Raw genomic sequence first — 16,304 nt, forward strand, 5'->3', positions numbered from 1 at the left:
AATACTTGCAACAATTTTTGACATTAATGGATGCCATGTCATTTAAAAAAGAGACTGAGAAAACAATGCCCCAGTCCCATCTCGCTTTATTTCAGCCTATTCATACACACAAATTAAATTCTTGGATATACATTTTTAATCATCGTCCCACTTGTCACTTTACCTGGGAATTGACTTAACTTCACAGACAAGTCTTGTGGAGGTGCTACGAAATCAATTTTATTCGCAAAATATTGAATCGTTTCTTCCATCACAATTACTGTCATCCACTCACCCGCACAACGATGATTCGTATAGAAATCTCCGCCACCTTGTGGAATTAAATCAAATGGACTGCCATCCCAATTGTCAAAACGGTCTGGGTTAAATTGATATGGATTTTCAAATAATTCAGGGTCATGTGTCGTCCCAAAAATATCCAATACCGTCAATGTGCCTTTTTTCAGTTTAAAACCGTCAAATTCAACCGTTTTCTTTAATCGACCTGGTAAAAATGGCACAAATGGGAAAATTCGTCGCACTTCTTGAGCGAATTTATAAGCGTAATTCGGATCGTTAGTCACTTGTAACTTTTTACGTTCTTGATCAAATTCAATCAACGCTTTCACACCATAGCTCACAAAGCGATTCACCGCAACAAGTGGACGTACAATATTCATTAAATCTACTGCACATAAGTGAGGGTCCATCGGTTGATCATTCAAATCTTTCCAATGCGCAAACTCATATAAAGCCGTTCCTGGTTCTGCATATTGCTGACCCACTCGCACCGCTTCGATTTGCTCTTGTAAAAACTGTTCAACACGTGCACGCGCCTTTTTCGCTTCACGATACCCTTTCAAAGATTGGCCGAGCCCGCTAAACGAATCAATCATCGTATTCATATCTTCCGCATTTTGCACTGCTTGTTCATCTGTTTGTCTTAAACCTGCCCAGCGAAAACCGACTTTTGTTAAAATCAGTCCCGCTTCTTGGTAGACGTTAACTTCATCCTTATTTTGCATGCGTTCTGTATGCATAAACCAATAATTTCGTGTCAATTCACGTAAATATTTCAAATTTTTCTCAGTCATCAAAGACATAAAAAGCGCTTTACGGTCGACATGCACTTTACCTTCTGTCGTATGAATCGCACCTTTTCCGAATAAAGTATGAACAATACGTTTCGGCAACGTCCCTTTTCTTGAAATCTTATCGTTGTCATAAAATAGTTCTGCCGCTGCTTTACCACTGATTACAACAATAGGTTTCATCCCTAATGCACGCGTTTCAAAAGCTTTCGTTCCAAACTTTTCTAGACGCTTAGGTACATAAGTATAAGCTTCGTTGATCATTTTAAGCGTATTGTCTAATCCCGTATCTTTTGGTAATTTATTTGCCACTTTAAATCCCCCCGAAAAACAATTTTTTATCTTCTCCCCCATTATACGTGGTTAACAGCGAAATGTAATCCCAAAACCCAACTTTCAAAAGCATTCTTAGCAAATTAATCTGTTTTCTTAATCACAGATATCAGAAAGCCATTTTCAACATAAAAAACAACCGTCAAAACGAACCCCACGTCCATTTTCACAGTTGATAAATGATATGCTATTAAATGTCAACAATCTCCAATATCTCACCCACACATAATAGTGGCGAAAGATGATAAATTTATTTTTACCGAGCACAACGCAATCTATGTCTCCCTATACAAAAAAACAGATTGCTAGAACGATGCTTCCTAAAAACAAAATAGCCTTATTGATTAACAATCCTGGCAAGACTCCTGAGTGGTTATGTTAAAGGCAAAATAATGTTACTTAACTTCAAAAGTAGTTACTGTTTAACGCAGTAGCTGTCTGATTTCTCAACGCGTTCGCTTTTGAGAAGTCTAGTCAGCCTTGCGGGGGCAGTACGACGAAATCTTTGTGACACATGAGATTTCTGTACTGCTCTCAAAATCCAATTCGGCTACCACCAAATGTACACTATAATCAAGCCGAATTGAGTTGAAGGACCCACCCCTAGGAACGCGAGCCTTAGATTGCATCAATAAGGCTAAATCAATATAACAACGAAGCATCGTTCAGCAATCTGTAGGATTAAAACACACATGTCACCGAAATACTAAAAACCTAACAAAAACAACACTTCATCTTCTAAAAATCATCAAAATCAATCGTCTTTCTCGCCACTGTTTTACCATCCACTTTAATCACATATTTCGCCGATTTATTTTTCTCTATCACAAATTGCATCGTTTGCGGCGTATCTCGTGTAATATTAAACGTTTCAGCAGGGCTTTGACCATTATCATTTTTATCTGTAATAAAAACTTCTACTTTTTGAGGCTTATCATTTTCACCTGTATAAGGAATGTTCACCGTCTCACTGTACGCCTTCACCGCTGAATCACTGTCCTCATCATCTTCTTTCTCACCTGTAGATACGATAAAGCTCACCGTATCGCCTTCTTCTACATTTGTCTTTTTAGGCGAGTGATTGATAATATGATGTTTTTTCACACGGCGGTCTGAACGTTCTTTTTCAATTTTAACGACAAGTCCTTTTTCTTCTAATTCTGCTTTCACATCATCTATGTCTTTGTTCGTATAATCACCGACATATACTTGACGTTTACCGAGTGATTCTGTGACTTCAACTTTATCTTGCGTCACTGCCACGTTTTGACCTGGCTGAATACTTTGCGACTCAATATGACCTTTTTCAATATTATTCTTAGTATAGGCCGTTGTAAATGTCACATGCGTGAAACCTAATTCTTTTAATCTTCGTTCGGCATCTTGTTTCGTCATACCTACCAAGTTCGGCATGGCTTCCACACGTTGACCTTTTGAGATGACAAGGTCCACACTGCTTTCTTGTTCCACCTTACTGCCTTCTTCTGGATCGACGGTCATCACTTGATCTTTACTGTAACGGTCACTGTAATCATATGTGACGTCACCTACAGTCAATTTATTATCTTTTAATAGTTTTTCGGCTTGAGCTCTCGATTTGCCGAGCACTTCAGGCACTTGACTATATTTATCTCCAGTCATCGCTGCACCCATAAAAATAAACAAGCTACCTAATAAAAGTAATAAAATCACACCGAAAATCCATTTTTTGCGTCCCGAGCGCTTCGGTGGCGGACTATAATAAGCAGGTTGTGGTTTCGGCTTAGGTTGTCCCTGAGGTTGCTTCTCAGGCGTGACAATTGGAATTTGTGCCGTTTCATCAACAGCTTGACCTTGTTTCGCTTGCTCAGCTTTTAACGCATTTTTATTGATGGGTACAGTTTTTGTTGCTGTACCGTCCACTTCGTATATTGCTTCATTTTGACGGGTCGGATCTAAAGTCGACATGACATCGTGCGCCATTTCTGATACTGAACGGTAACGGTGACTTTGATCCTTTTCTGTGGCTTTTAAAATAACATTACTTAACGCTTGAGGCACATCTCTTCGCGTATCTGTCACGTTCGGCACAGCTTCTTGTATTTGTTTAATTGCAATACTCACTGCCGTTTCGCCACTAAAAGGTGGATGCCCCGTCAACATTTCATACAATACAATACCGATTGAGTAAATGTCAGAACGTTCGCCTGTTTTTTCACCTTTTGCTTGTTCAGGCGATAAGTATTGGACAGTGCCAACAACATGATTCGTTTGCGTCATCGTTGTTTCACTGAGCGCTTTCGCAATACCAAAGTCTACAATTTTTAACGTTTGATTCCTGTCAATCATGACGTTTTGCGGCTTAATATCACGATGCACAATGCCACGTTCATGTGCATGACGAATCCCACTTAAAATTTGCTCGATAAAATAGAGCGCTTTTTCAGGCTTTAACGGCCCGTTCGCTTTAATGTAATCGGCTAAGGTGGGCCCTTCAATATATTCCATCACGAGAAAGAAAAAGTCGACTTCTTCACCCACGTCTAAAACACTGACAATATTTGGATGTGTCAGTATCGTCGTGTTTTGAACTTCTCTTTCAAAGCGTTGGATCGTCGCTTGCTTTTCGTTCGGTGGAATATGAATGAGTTTCACAGCGACTTGACGATTCAAAATAGTATCCATTGCGACATAAACATTCGACATGCCACCGCCACCAAGAATTTGCTTCAACTCGTAGCGGTCATCTATTAAACGCCCAATCATACAGGTTCACCTGCAATTTCAGCGAGTATAAAAGAAACATTATCTTTTGCTTCTTGTTCTTCAGCAACTGCAAGCATGTCATCACCAATCTCTTGAATAGTCTTACCCTCATTCAAGAGTTCATGCAATTGGTACGGCTTCACATAATCTGTTAAACCATCAGAATTTAAAATCAGATATTGGTAAAATTGCGTACGTTTAGTGAAAATATCAGGTGTCACAAAACGATTTGTACCCATCACTTTCGTAATAATGTGTCTTCTCGGATGTACGAAAGCTTCTTCTTCGGTAATTTCACCTAACATCACGAGCTGATTGACAAATGTATGGTCAATTGTAATTTGGTCCATCGTTCGACCATTCGTTAAATACGCACGTGAATCGCCTACATTTGCGACAACAATATGATGATCAAATACTAATGCACATACACACGTCGTCCCCATGCCATGGTACTCAGGATTTTGTTGGGCTTGATCGTATAAATCACGGTTGACGATTTGAAGTTGATGTTTCAACCAAGCTTCTGCCTGCTCAGGCTCAATATAGTTTTCCGCTTCAAACCTTTCCTGTAAAGCATCTACAACAAATTGAGATGCAACTTCACCTGCTTGATGACCACCCATACCATCACATAATACTAAAAATTGTTGTTCTGTTTTATTGTAAAACACGCCACCTGCATCTTCATTATTTTCACGAAAATCCCCTGCTACTGAAAAAAATTCTGCATTTAACATTATGTTCTACCTCGTTTCTGCTTGACGTTCCTTTGCTCTAAGTTGTCCACACGCTGCGTCGATATCTGCGCCTTGTTCACGTCTAATTGTAGCATTAATGCCTAATTTTTTTAATTCTTTTTCAAATTTAAAAATGTCATCTTTAGGCGTTTTAACATAATTACGCTCCGGAACGTGGTTCACTGGAATTAAATTCACATGACAATTTAATGGTTTAATCAATTTTGCCAGTTCACGCGCGTGCTCAAGCTGATCATTCACACCGCCAAATAAGCCATATTCAAACGTAATACGACGCTTTGTTTTTTCTTGATAATATTGAATCGCTTCCATCAATTTATCCACATCGTATGCTCGGTTAATCGGCATTAATTTTGAACGAATTTCATTATTCGCTGCATGTAAGCTCACCGCAAAGTTAATTTGAAGTGATTCATCAGCAAAATCATAAATTCTCGGTACAATACCTGATGTTGAAACTGTAATATGACGCGCACCAATGTTTAAACTGTGATCATCGTTCACTATTTTCAAAAAGTCCATCATTTCATCATAGTTTTCAAACGGCTCACCAATCCCCATAATAACAATAGAAGAGACACGTTCGTCTGTTTCATCTAACGCTTTTTGCACAGTTAAGACTTGTGAGACGATTTCACCCGCTTCTAGATTACGCTTCAGTCCGCCTAATGTTGACGCGCAAAACGTACAGCCAATACGACAGCCCACTTGTGTCGTCACACATACAGAATTTCCGTAGTCATGACGCATTAATACCGTTTCAATCGTATACCCATCTTGTAATTCAAATAAAAACTTGATTGTACCATCGCGACTTTCTTGGCGGACAACCGTTGCCAAAGTCGTTATCGTAAAGTGATCCGCGAGAAGTTGACGTAATGCTTTCGATAAATTTGTCATTTCTTCAAAAGAATCTACACGTTTATCATAAAGCCATTCGTAAATCTGCTTAGCCCGGAAACTTTGTTGGCCATTCTCTTTCAACCAACCTTGCAATTCATCAAATCTAAGTGAATAAATCGATTGTTTTTCAAAGTCTGGCAAAAATTTATTCTTCTTTTTCTTTTCTGCAGTAATCATATTGTCTACCCTTTCTTCCTTACTCTCGTTATAAAAAAGCCATCTGCATGCATATCTTGTGGCAATAGTTGCAATGTTTTCACTGGTTCATGTGTCCGAGGGTCTTCTATAGGATCAAATTCGAAATCAGGATGTGACTTTAAAAAAGTATAAATCACATTATCGTTTTCTAGTTGTTCAATGGTACATGTCGAATAAACCATTGTTCCCCCAGCTTTAAGATGCTTTGAAACATTGTCAATGATGCGTAATTGTAAGTCTACTAATCCCTTAACATCTTGTGGCGTTATCACATATTTAATTTCTGGTTTATGTCTCAAAACACCTAGCCCACTACATGGCGCATCGAGTAAAACTTTGTCAAACTGCTGGTCGTATGGTTGTGTTGCATCATGTTGCATCGCACGAATCCCTGTTAAATGCAACTTGCGGATGTTATGGTCAATGAGCTGAATTTTATGCGCATGTACATCTGTTGCGAGCACTGTTCCTTGATCATTTAAAATTTCAGCCATGTGACACGCTTTACCGCCAGGTGCACTACAGCTGTCTAACACGGCGTCACCCGGTTGTAATTCCATATATTCAGCGACAAACATAGAGCTCTTATCCTGGATACTGATCAAACCTTTTTGAAACAGTTCAGACGTCATCACGCCATGACCTGACACGTGTAGACAAACGTCAATATGAGTATCTGATTGAACGTCAAAACCTTCAGCGCGTAATTGTTCGATAGCTTCATCTACAGTGATTTGCGTACGGTTCACACGTACAGTTTGTGTTCCTGGGAGAAGCAAATTCGCCGCAATCGCTTCAGTTGTATCAGCTCCGAAATGCGTTAACCAATGTTTAATAATCCAAGTTGGTATGCTGTACTGAATTGAAAGTCTCTCAGGTTGCTTTTTAATCGCTGTGATGTCTGGTAACGGCTGCGATGTCATTTGACGTAAAATCGCATTGACCGTATTGCCTGTTTGTGCACCACCGCGCTTCTTTGCGATATTCACGGCTTCGTTAATTAAAGCATGCGTCGGCACTTTATCTAAATAAAGGAATTGATACAGACTCATCCATAACAAACGACGCACCCAACCTTTAATTTTTGTTTTCACGAATGGTTTTAAATAATAATCTAAAGTCAGTTTGCGCTTAATTGTCCCATACACGAGCTCTGTATATAAACCGCGATCAGCAGGATTTAATGGATATGTCTGTAACATCTCATTCATTTTTAAATTACTGTAAGCGCCGTCTTTCAACACTGCTTCAATTGTCATTAAACTTAATTCACGAACTGTGACCATTTAGATGAGTTCCTTTCCAACTAGAGATGTTTGGAAACCACTTAAAAATTGTGCAACAGACATTCTTTTCTTACCCGCTAATTGAATTTCTGTCAGTGCAATCGCATCGTCTGAACCTGTACCGACAATGATATGTTTTTTCGTAACATCGATTATCTCACCCGGACGCCCAGATTGACCTTTTACAAATTGCGCTTCATATAACTTCATATTTTTATCTTCAAATGTCGTGTAAGCCACTGGCCATGGAGATAAACCACGAATATGGTTGAAAATCGTGCGTGCATCTTGTGTCCAATCTATGCGTTCATCTTCACGTTGAATATTGGATGCAAAGCTCACTAACGCTTCATCTTGTGGTGTACGGTCGTTCGTCCCATTTATAATTGATGGGAGCGTTTCTTTCAATAACTCCGTACCAAGTCTACTCAACTTATCATGCATAGTCCCCACATTGTCTTTGTCTTCAATAGGAATCGCTTGTTGTGAAATGATATCACCGGCATCTAACTTTTTCACCATGTACATGATTGTCACACCTGTTTCTGCTTCACCATCAATAATCGCTTGGTGAATCGGTGCACCGCCGCGATATTTTGGCAATAATGACGCATGTACATTGACCGCGCCAAATTTTGGATGTTCAAGTAATGATTCAGGTAATAATTGACCAAACGCCGCTGTCACGATTAAGTCACATTCCGTTTGAAGTAATGTTTCAAGTTCTGCTGAGCCACTTAACTTTTCAGGTTGGTACACAGGAATATCGTGTGCAACCGCAACCTTTTTCACTGGAGGTGGCGTGAGTACCCGTTTACGTCCTACGGGTCTGTCGGGTTGAGTGACAACTGCAATCACCTCTTCAGTGTCGATTAACATTTCTAAAATTGCGGTTGAAAAATCAGGTGTCCCCATAAAAATAATTTTACTCATCTTCTAAATAAGCCTCCAATTCTGCATTTGAAATTTCTCGATCCATCATATCTACAAATAAAATGCCATTTAAATTATCAATGACATGTAAAATCATCCGAGCAATGTCATCATAAGCCGTCATTTCAACTTCATTGCCATTTAAATCGTAACTTCGAACCGTAATCATACGACTGCGCGTCACTTCACCAAAACGCCCTGGCACACTCAAGCACCCTTCAAGTTCCGTCGCTGTTTCATCTGATTGGGCAATGACTTCAGGATTGATCAGCTGCAACAAACCATCTTGCTCCATGTCGACAATTGCGACACGCTCACTCACACCAATTTGTGGTGCAGCTAACGCCTGACCTTCTGCATCATATAACGTATCTTCCAAATCTTGAATGAGATCTTTCAAATGTGCATCAAAATCAGTTACAGGCGCTGCTTTTTTCCTCAAAATCGGATGCATATGTGTTTTAATTTTTCTGATCATATCCTTCATCGCCCCTCACGAAAATTTATCATTATATTATAGCTTATTCTCACCTAAAATGCGATAGTCTCTCATCGACATCATAACAAAAAACACATCATTCATCATTATGCGTATGCAAAAAAAGGGACAAACTACTCAATGATCAATTAAAAATCTATCACATTAAGCTATTTGCCCTTTTGTTGCATGAATCATATTCGATTACCATATCACTGTATCAAAACACTGGCATATGAATACTTAGTCCAATCTATTACATCATCATATAAGGATTGATATCTATTTTAAGCCCCAACTTATTTTTCACAAACATTTCGTGGTAATAGTCATCTAAATACGTCAATGCATGGATGAGTGACGGTTCACTTTTGTATTTCACTAATATTTGGAAGCGGTACTCGTTGTTAATACGCGGAATAACTGACGGTGACGGCCCTAATATGAATGCTTTATCTGTTAAATGTTGCAACAAAATTTGATGAATATGTGTTGCTGCTTGTAGGACTTCTTTCGTCTTTTCATGCGTGATTGTAAAGTTAATTAAATAATAGTAAGGCGGATATTGTCCTAACTTACGATACTGCATTTCTTTTTGGTAAAAATTCAAATAATCATTTTGTTGTACGTCTTTAATCGCGTAATGGTCCGGATTATACGTTTGAATGATCACTTCCCCTTTTTTCTCATGACGTCCTGCACGTCCTGCGACTTGCGTCAAAATTTGAAAAGTCCGTTCACTCGAGCGAAAATCAGGCAAATTCAACATCGTATCTGCATTCAGTACGCCAACGAGGGTAATATTCGGAAAGTCCAATCCTTTCGCTATCATCTGTGTGCCTAACAATATGTCGCCGTTCCCTTCACCAAACTGTTTCAATAATTTTTCATGACTGCCTTTTTTGGTCGTCGTATCAACATCCATGCGAATCGTTCGGGCGTCAGGGAATTGTTGTTGCAGCAATTCTTCTACACGTTGCGTCCCTGTCCCCATTTGACGAATATGTTCACTTTCGCAGTTCGGACACTGAAACGGTGCTTGTTCTTGATAACCACAATAGTGACATTTCAATTGGTCACTCGATTTGTGATACGTTAATGAAATATCACAATTCGGACATTGTGGCACATGACCACAGTCGCGACACAACATAAATGATGCATACCCACGACGATTCAAAAAGAGGACGACTTGTTCTTTGCGCGCAAGTCGTTGTTCGATCGCTTCAACGAGACGTGCTGAAAACATGGAACGGTTTCCATTTGCCAGTTCTTCTCTCATGTCTAAAATTTCAACATCAGGTAATGGCTGTTGGTTGACACGTGACGGCATTGACAATAACGTATAAACGCCTTTTTCGGCGCGTGCATAACTTTCCAAACTTGGTGTCGCACTGCCTAACACGAGTGGGCATTGATGATATCGACTGCGCCACTCTGCAATATCTTTTGCATGATAACGCGGATAATCTTCTTGCTTGTATGTCGATTCGTGCTCTTCATCAATAATAATCATGCCGAGATTTTTAAACGGCGCAAATACACTCGAACGCGCGCCAACACTGACACGTGCACGGCCATCACGAATTTTTTGCCATTCATCATAACGTTCGCCGTTCGACAAAGCAGAGTGTAGGACGGCTACTTCATCACCAAAGCGTCGTTTAAATCGTAATACCATTTGCGGTGTTAAAGCGATTTCTGGCACGAGCATCATCGCCTCTTTACCTTGTGTGAGGACATCTTCAATAATTTGGAGATACACTTCTGTTTTGCCGGAACCCGTTACGCCATGTAGTAAAAACGTTTCAGCTTGTTGTTGACGGACCGAATGCAGTAAAGTGTCATATGCGACTTGTTGTTCTGGCGTGAGCTCACGTTTTTGTTCTTTCTCAAAAACACGTCCTTCATATGGGTTTCGTTCCACAATCGCATCATATTTTTCGATTATACCTTGTTTTTCTAACGTATTGATGGCTGAAGTAGAAAATGCCATTTCTAATAATTCTTGCAACAATACATCACGGTGACGTTCATCGAGTAAAAATACGAGGACCTCATACTGCTTTTGTTTCTTTTGCGCGGTTTCCAAATACGCTTCAGCCATTTCTGTAGACACCACTCTGACCGCACGTCGCTTTTTCTTCGTCGTATTTTGCGATAATATCGTAACAGCTTCAATATAGCCTTCTTTCAAATACGGCATGAGCTGTTCAATATTTTCATCTTGTTGCGCGTCTTTATAATAGTACAGCCCTTCATTATTAAAATACGCCACCACTTCATCAGGCAAATCCGCATCCTCTTTTAACTTGAATGCTTTTGAATATTTCGCTTTAATCGCACTGGGCAACATCGCTTCAAGAATAGAGATGCGCTTCGATAAAAAATAGCGGCTATACCATTCACTTAATTGGACGAGTTCTGTCGTCAGTTCTGGCTGAATATCTTTCACTTCTAAAATCGGTCTTAATTTCTCCAAATCATATTCCGCTTCTTCATCCGGTACACATCGCATGACGTACCCTTGAATTTTGCGCGGGCCGAATGGCACAATGACACGAACCCCCGGCTGAACGATATTTTCTAAATCAGCGGGTATGGCGTAATCAAACCTTTTATCTACACTTTTCGAGGCAACGTCTACAATGACTTGCGCGATCATACATCCCATCTACTTTCTAAAATTGATAAGATTTGGAAAGCCAATTTCTTTTTAGGGCCTTTTTGAAGCGTTTCAAATGTCCCGTCTTTAAAATAAAGTGACACTTCATTGTTGTCTGAACTAAAACCAATAGACGTATCGCCCACATTGTTCGCAATAATGACATCTGCATTTTTACGCGCGAGTTTGTCTTGTGCGTAGCTTTCCATATTTTGTGTTTCTGCAGCAAAGCCTACCAGTTTTTGTGTCGTTTTGTGTTCACCTAAATATTTCAAAATGTCTTGTGTACGTTTGAACGTGACAGTCACATCACCGTTTTGCTTTTTCATTTTATGTGGCAACGGATCAACCGGTGTGTAATCTGATACGGCAGCAGTTTTGAATATAATATCTTGTTGCTTGAAACGCTGCCTTACCGCTTGAAACATATCTTCAGCTGTCGTCACTTGTACGACTTCGACATGACGTGGTGCTTCGATTGACGTAGGTCCAGTTACTAGAGTTACCTCTGCACCGACTTTTTGAAGTGCCTCTGCGATGGCGTATCCCATTTTCCCTGATGCTCTGTTCGATACAAAACGTACAGGGTCAATCGTTTCGATAGTTGGCCCTGCAGTAACAAGCACTTTTTTATCACGGAAATATGCCGATTGTATCTTTTCTGCATTTTTCTGACCTTGTCGATCGATGACTGCTTTAATTTCGAGAGGTTCCGCCATACGTCCTTTCGCTACGTAACCACATGCTAAAAAGCCTTCTCCCGGTTCGATAAAATGATAACCATCGTCTATGAGTGTTTGAATATTAGCTTGAATTCGCGGATTTTCAAACATATGGACATTCATTGCAGGCGCCATAAATTTAGGTGTCGTCGTCGCTAATAACGTCGTCGTCACCATATCGTCCGCAATACCGTGACTTAATTTTGAAATGATGTTCGCTGTCGCGGGTGCAACGACAATCGCATCCGCCCAATCTCCTAAAGCAATATGTTGGATTTCAGCTGGATTCTCTTCTAAAAACGTATTCGTATAAACTGCGTTACGACTAATCGCTTGAAATGATAATGGTGTTACGAATTGTTGTGCATGCTCTGTCAACATGACGCGCACATCATAACCCCCTTGTGTCAGTTTACTTGTTAAATCTATGGCTTTATATGCAGCGATACCGCCTGTTACAGCTAGCAAAATATTTTTCATCATTTCCACTCCTGTTTTTTTCACTCTTAAAAGCATTATAATATATTTAACGTTTTGTTTCATATGACGTTGCTTTTTAGAATCATAGCATCGGACATAAAAATTTTTGGAGAATCTTAATATAATTTATAATCCAAACTAACCGATATCAATCTTCAATAGACACAATGAATCGTTAATGAGGTGCCCATTTTAATACTTCATGATGAATGATAAAAAACGCCTTTCAAATTCATCTCAACGGATAGAGACAACTTTGAAAAGCGTATTTTAAATGTCATATGCATTTATCGATTGTATTGAATTAAAAGTGTGATTCATCAACGTGTGGATGAATTTTGCTTGCGGCGATTTCTTCTAACGCACGGCCTACTGTTTTTTTGCTTTCATAACGATCTAATAATAAATGATCAGGGTCAGCTTGTAACTCACGTGCACGTTTAGCGGCTGTTGTCGCAATTAAATATTTTGAGTTAATTTTATCTTGTAAATGGTGTAACGGTGGGTATAACATTATTTTTTGGCCTCCAATAACATTTTTCTGTATTTCGCTTCAATGCGTTCTCGCTTTAAATGTTCAGCTTCAACAATGGACTGAATGCGGTCTTTCGCTAGATCCACTTCATCGTTTACGACAACATAATCGTAAAGATTCATCATCTCAACTTCTTTTTTCGCTTCTTTTACGCGACTTTCAATTTTTTCTTTTGATTCTGTTCCACGACCGATTAAACGCTCTGTTAAATGGTCTAGACTTGGTGGTGCTAAAAAGATAAATAGCGCATCTGGAAATTTCTTGCGCACTTGCTTGGCCCCTTCAACTTCAATCTCTAAAAATACATCATGACCTGCATTCATCGTATCTTTAACATATTGCACGGGTGTGCCGTAATAATTTCCTACATACTCTGCGTATTCAATAAACTCATCTGCTTCAATGAGTTTTTCAAATTCTTCTCTCGTTTTGAAAAAATAATCAACGCCATCTTGTTCACCTTCTCGCATTTGACGCGTTGTCATCGAGATAGAATATTTATAAGATGTGTGTGGATCATCAAAAATACGTTTTCTAACTGTGCCCTTGCCAACACCAGAAGGGCCTGAGAGTACTATTAGTAAGCCTTTTTCAGTATCCATGCCTTACGACCTTTCTTCGCTATTCTTCTATTTATTAACATATCTTACCACAATTTTTATTGAATTGCATAGAGGGCCAAGCGAAAACTTTAGTTCTGACGTGCATGGATAGGCATGTTATAATAATGTAATGAAAATTTTTAAAGGTGGCAGATAATTATGGCATTTGATGGTATGTTTACAAGAAAAATGGTAGAAGATTTACAATTTCTCGTTTCTGGGCGTATTCATAAAATCAATCAACCGGAAAACGATACAATCATCATGGTTATAAGACAGCAACGCCAAAATCATCAATTGTTGTTGTCGATTCACCCGAATTTTGCACGGATTCACCTCACTACAAAAAAATATGATAATCCATTTGAACCGCCGATGTTTGCGCGCGTCTTTCGTAAACATTTAGAAGGTGGACGTATCCTTGCCATTCGCCAAATCGGAAATGACCGTCGCATCGAAATGGACGTGGAAAGTAAAGATGAAATTGGTGACACGATTCATCGTACAGTGATTTTAGAAATTATGGGCAAACATAGTAATCTCATTCTCGTTAATGAAGAACGTAAAATTTTAGAAGGTTTTAAACACCTTACACCAAATACGAATCAATTTAGAACCGTGATGCCAGGTTTTCAATATGAAGTGCCGCCAACACAACATAAACAGAACCCTTATGCATATACTGGTGCGCAAGTGCTCCAACATATTGATTTCAATGCGGGCAAAATTGATCGCCAACTGCTTCAAACGTTTGAAGGTTTTTCACCGTTAATCACAAAAGAAATCACATCAAGACGCCATTTTATGACCACACAAACTTTACCTGAAGCTTTTGACGAAGTGATGGCCGAAACGAAAGCGACACCCCAACCGGTATTTCATAAAAATCACGAAACAGGTAAAGAAGACTTTTATTTTATGAAGTTACATCAATTTTACGATGATTGCGTCACATATGATTCACTCCATGAACTGCTCGACCGTTTTTATGATGCACGCGGTGAACGTGAACGCGTCAAACAACGTGCAAACGATTTAGTCAAACTCGTCCAACAATTACTTCAAAAATATCAAAATAAATTAAGTAAGCTCATCGATGAACAAGCGGGGACTGAAGAAAAAGAAAATCAACAATTGTACGGCGAGTTAATCACAGCGAATATTTATCAACTCAAACCTGGAGATCGCCAGTTAGAAACAGTAAATTATTATACAGGAGAAAACGTGACTATTCCGTTAAATCCACAAAAGTCACCTGCTGAAAATGCGCAATACTATTACAAGCAATACAACCGAATGAAAACACGTGAGCGCGAATTGACCCATCAAATTACTTTAACAGAAGAAAATATCGCTTATTTTGAAAATATCGAGCAACAGTTGTCACACATTCAAGTTCATGAAATTGACGATATTCGTGAAGAACTAGCAGAACAAGGCTTTATCAAACAAAAGAAACAGCAAAAAAAGAAAAAGCAACAAAAAATCCAGTTACAATCCTACGTTTCGACTGATGGCGATACAATTTTAGTCGGTAAAAATAATAAGCAAAATGATTATTTAACGAATAAACGTGCGCAAAAATCGCATTTATGGTTCCATACAAAAGATATTCCAGGAAGCCATGTCGTGATTTTAAATGATGTGCCAAGTGACAAAACGATTGAAGAAGCGGCGATGATTGCAGCGTACTTTTCAAAGGCGGGGCAATCGGGACAAATTCCAGTGGATTATACAACAATTCGCAATGTGCATAAGCCGAGTGGCAGTAAACCTGGATTTGTAACGTACGATAACCAGAAGACGCTTTACGCAACGCCGGATTATGACATGATTCGTCGATTGAAAGCTGAAGAAGCGTAAAAGATTAAATATCAACATAAAAATCCGAGCCTTTTCGTCACACGTAACGAAAGACTCGGATTTTTGCTTATCTTATTCTATTGTTATTTCTTTGATTCTGGTAAGGCGAGTTGGAAGTTCACGCCGAATTTATCTTGAACCCAGGCGAATTCACGAAATTGTGGTGGCATTGCTGTTTTCGGCATTAATATCGCGCCACCATCTTTTAAACCATGATATAATGTATCCATTTCAAATTGATCTTTCACTGTCACATACAATGACATCGCTGGGTTCATTTCAATATCCGTGCCATTCATATTATCAATCGCCATAAAGACTTGACCATTTAATGTAAAAATAGAATGTTGTACTTTTCCTGCTTGTTCTGGGATCGTGTCATCGTATTTCACCATTGTAATAATCTCGCTATCTTCAAATAATGATGTATAACGTTGAATTGCTTCTTCAGCGTCACCATTAAACATTAAAAACGTCGTAATTTTAGGTATTTTCATAACCGGTCCTCCTCAAATGTCAAGCGATACTTTCATTTTGAAATTCACAATCATCAGTTACAACTGCGTCATACTGTGAAGTGTTTATTTCTATTTCTATTGTTTTTGCTTTCACTCTATATTATAACCGGTTACAATAGTGTTAAATCATTTTTGGAGGTTATTTTATGATTAGTATGCATTTATTAATCCCTCTTTTAGTATTTTTATTGATCTTAATTGGCGGTTGGCTC

Annotated in this window: 13 protein-coding genes; 1 reads left to right on the forward strand and 12 read right to left on the reverse strand. The window is 39.0% G+C overall.

What is annotated here, in order from left to right:
• Nucleotides 1-113: 113 nt before the first annotated feature.
• From BJK46_RS04610 to gmk, 11 genes are all read right to left on the reverse strand, one after another.
• The gene (locus BJK46_RS04610) at nt 114-1,382 is read right to left on the reverse strand and encodes a cytochrome P450 (protein ID WP_103263443.1); all 1,269 of its coding nucleotides are present in this window, start codon (nt 1,380-1,382) and stop codon (nt 114-116) included.
• 759 nt (nt 1,383-2,141) lie between these two features.
• On the reverse strand, nt 2,142-4,148 hold the full coding sequence (gene pknB / locus BJK46_RS04615) for a Stk1 family PASTA domain-containing Ser/Thr kinase (RefSeq protein WP_103263444.1): 2,007 nt from the start codon (nt 4,146-4,148) through the stop codon (nt 2,142-2,144).
• Entirely contained in the window at nt 4,145-4,888 is a 744-nt protein-coding gene (locus BJK46_RS04620; protein WP_014614139.1) for a Stp1/IreP family PP2C-type Ser/Thr phosphatase, read from the reverse strand. Before BJK46_RS04620 ends, pknB begins: the two co-directional genes overlap by 4 nt.
• 6 nt (nt 4,889-4,894) lie before the next feature.
• Complete coding sequence (gene rlmN, locus BJK46_RS04625) at nt 4,895-5,989, reverse strand: dual-specificity RNA methyltransferase RlmN (protein WP_014614140.1); 1,095 nt, start codon at nt 5,987-5,989, stop codon at nt 4,895-4,897.
• A gap of 5 nt (nt 5,990-5,994) precedes the next feature.
• The gene (gene rsmB / locus BJK46_RS04630; RefSeq protein ID WP_014614141.1) at nt 5,995-7,296 is read right to left on the reverse strand and encodes a 16S rRNA (cytosine(967)-C(5))-methyltransferase RsmB; all 1,302 of its coding nucleotides are present in this window, start codon (nt 7,294-7,296) and stop codon (nt 5,995-5,997) included.
• Nucleotides 7,297-8,229: a methionyl-tRNA formyltransferase gene (gene fmt / locus BJK46_RS04635; protein ID WP_014614142.1), complete on the reverse strand. Its 933-nt coding sequence runs from the start codon at nt 8,227-8,229 to the stop codon at nt 7,297-7,299.
• Entirely contained in the window at nt 8,222-8,707 is a 486-nt protein-coding gene (locus BJK46_RS04640; RefSeq protein ID WP_014614143.1) for a peptide deformylase, read from the reverse strand. The genes fmt and BJK46_RS04640 overlap by 8 nt, the downstream gene beginning before the upstream one ends.
• A gap of 256 nt (nt 8,708-8,963) precedes the next feature.
• Nucleotides 8,964-11,372, reverse strand: coding sequence for a primosomal protein N' (priA, locus tag BJK46_RS04645; protein ID WP_063284604.1), 2,409 nt, complete (start codon nt 11,370-11,372; stop codon nt 8,964-8,966).
• A complete protein-coding gene (coaBC, locus tag BJK46_RS04650; RefSeq protein ID WP_041613233.1) occupies nt 11,369-12,574 on the reverse strand; it encodes a bifunctional phosphopantothenoylcysteine decarboxylase/phosphopantothenate--cysteine ligase CoaBC in 1,206 nt (401 codons plus the stop codon). Before coaBC ends, priA begins: the two co-directional genes overlap by 4 nt.
• A gap of 304 nt (nt 12,575-12,878) precedes the next feature.
• The gene (rpoZ, locus tag BJK46_RS04655; RefSeq protein ID WP_014614146.1) at nt 12,879-13,088 is read right to left on the reverse strand and encodes a DNA-directed RNA polymerase subunit omega; all 210 of its coding nucleotides are present in this window, start codon (nt 13,086-13,088) and stop codon (nt 12,879-12,881) included.
• Nucleotides 13,088-13,711: a guanylate kinase gene (gene gmk / locus BJK46_RS04660; RefSeq protein WP_014614147.1), complete on the reverse strand. Its 624-nt coding sequence runs from the start codon at nt 13,709-13,711 to the stop codon at nt 13,088-13,090. Before gmk ends, rpoZ begins: the two co-directional genes overlap by 1 nt.
• A 159-nt stretch (nt 13,712-13,870) precedes the next feature.
• Here gmk and BJK46_RS04665 point away from each other — a divergent pair, with 159 nt between their 5' ends.
• Nucleotides 13,871-15,574 (forward strand): Rqc2 family fibronectin-binding protein, encoded by a 1,704-nt coding sequence (locus tag BJK46_RS04665; RefSeq protein ID WP_101431284.1) that lies wholly within the window; start codon nt 13,871-13,873, stop codon nt 15,572-15,574.
• A gap of 83 nt (nt 15,575-15,657) precedes the next feature.
• On the opposite strand, the gene BJK46_RS04670 is transcribed toward BJK46_RS04665, so the two are convergent.
• Entirely contained in the window at nt 15,658-16,071 is a 414-nt protein-coding gene (locus BJK46_RS04670) for a VOC family protein (protein ID WP_014614149.1), read from the reverse strand.
• Between the last annotated feature and the right edge of the window lie 233 nt (nt 16,072-16,304).

It is taken from the genome of Staphylococcus pseudintermedius (assembly GCF_001792775.2).
Lineage (GTDB): Bacteria > Bacillota > Bacilli > Staphylococcales > Staphylococcaceae > Staphylococcus > Staphylococcus pseudintermedius.

Coding starts and splice junctions, on each gene's coding strand:
- pknB (WP_103263444.1), bottom strand. CDS start 4,148: ATGATTGGGCGTTTAATAGATGACCGCTACGAGTTGAAGCAAATTCTT.
- BJK46_RS04620 (WP_014614139.1), bottom strand. CDS start 4,888: ATGTTAAATGCAGAATTTTTTTCAGTAGCAGGGGATTTTCGTGAAAAT.
- rlmN (WP_014614140.1), bottom strand. CDS start 5,989: ATGATTACTGCAGAAAAGAAAAAGAAGAATAAATTTTTGCCAGACTTT.
- rsmB (WP_014614141.1), bottom strand. CDS start 7,296: ATGGTCACAGTTCGTGAATTAAGTTTAATGACAATTGAAGCAGTGTTG.
- fmt (WP_014614142.1), bottom strand. CDS start 8,229: ATGAGTAAAATTATTTTTATGGGGACACCTGATTTTTCAACCGCAATT.
- BJK46_RS04640 (WP_014614143.1), bottom strand. CDS start 8,707: ATGATCAGAAAAATTAAAACACATATGCATCCGATTTTGAGGAAAAAA.
- priA (WP_063284604.1), bottom strand. CDS start 11,372: ATGATCGCGCAAGTCATTGTAGACGTTGCCTCGAAAAGTGTAGATAAA.
- coaBC (WP_041613233.1), bottom strand. CDS start 12,574: ATGAAAAATATTTTGCTAGCTGTAACAGGCGGTATCGCTGCATATAAA.
- rpoZ (WP_014614146.1), bottom strand. CDS start 13,088: ATGTTATACCCACCGTTACACCATTTACAAGATAAAATTAACTCAAAA.
- gmk (WP_014614147.1), bottom strand. CDS start 13,711: ATGGATACTGAAAAAGGCTTACTAATAGTACTCTCAGGCCCTTCTGGT.
- BJK46_RS04665 (WP_101431284.1), top strand. CDS start 13,871: ATGGCATTTGATGGTATGTTTACAAGAAAAATGGTAGAAGATTTACAA.
- BJK46_RS04670 (WP_014614149.1), bottom strand. CDS start 16,071: ATGAAAATACCTAAAATTACGACGTTTTTAATGTTTAATGGTGACGCT.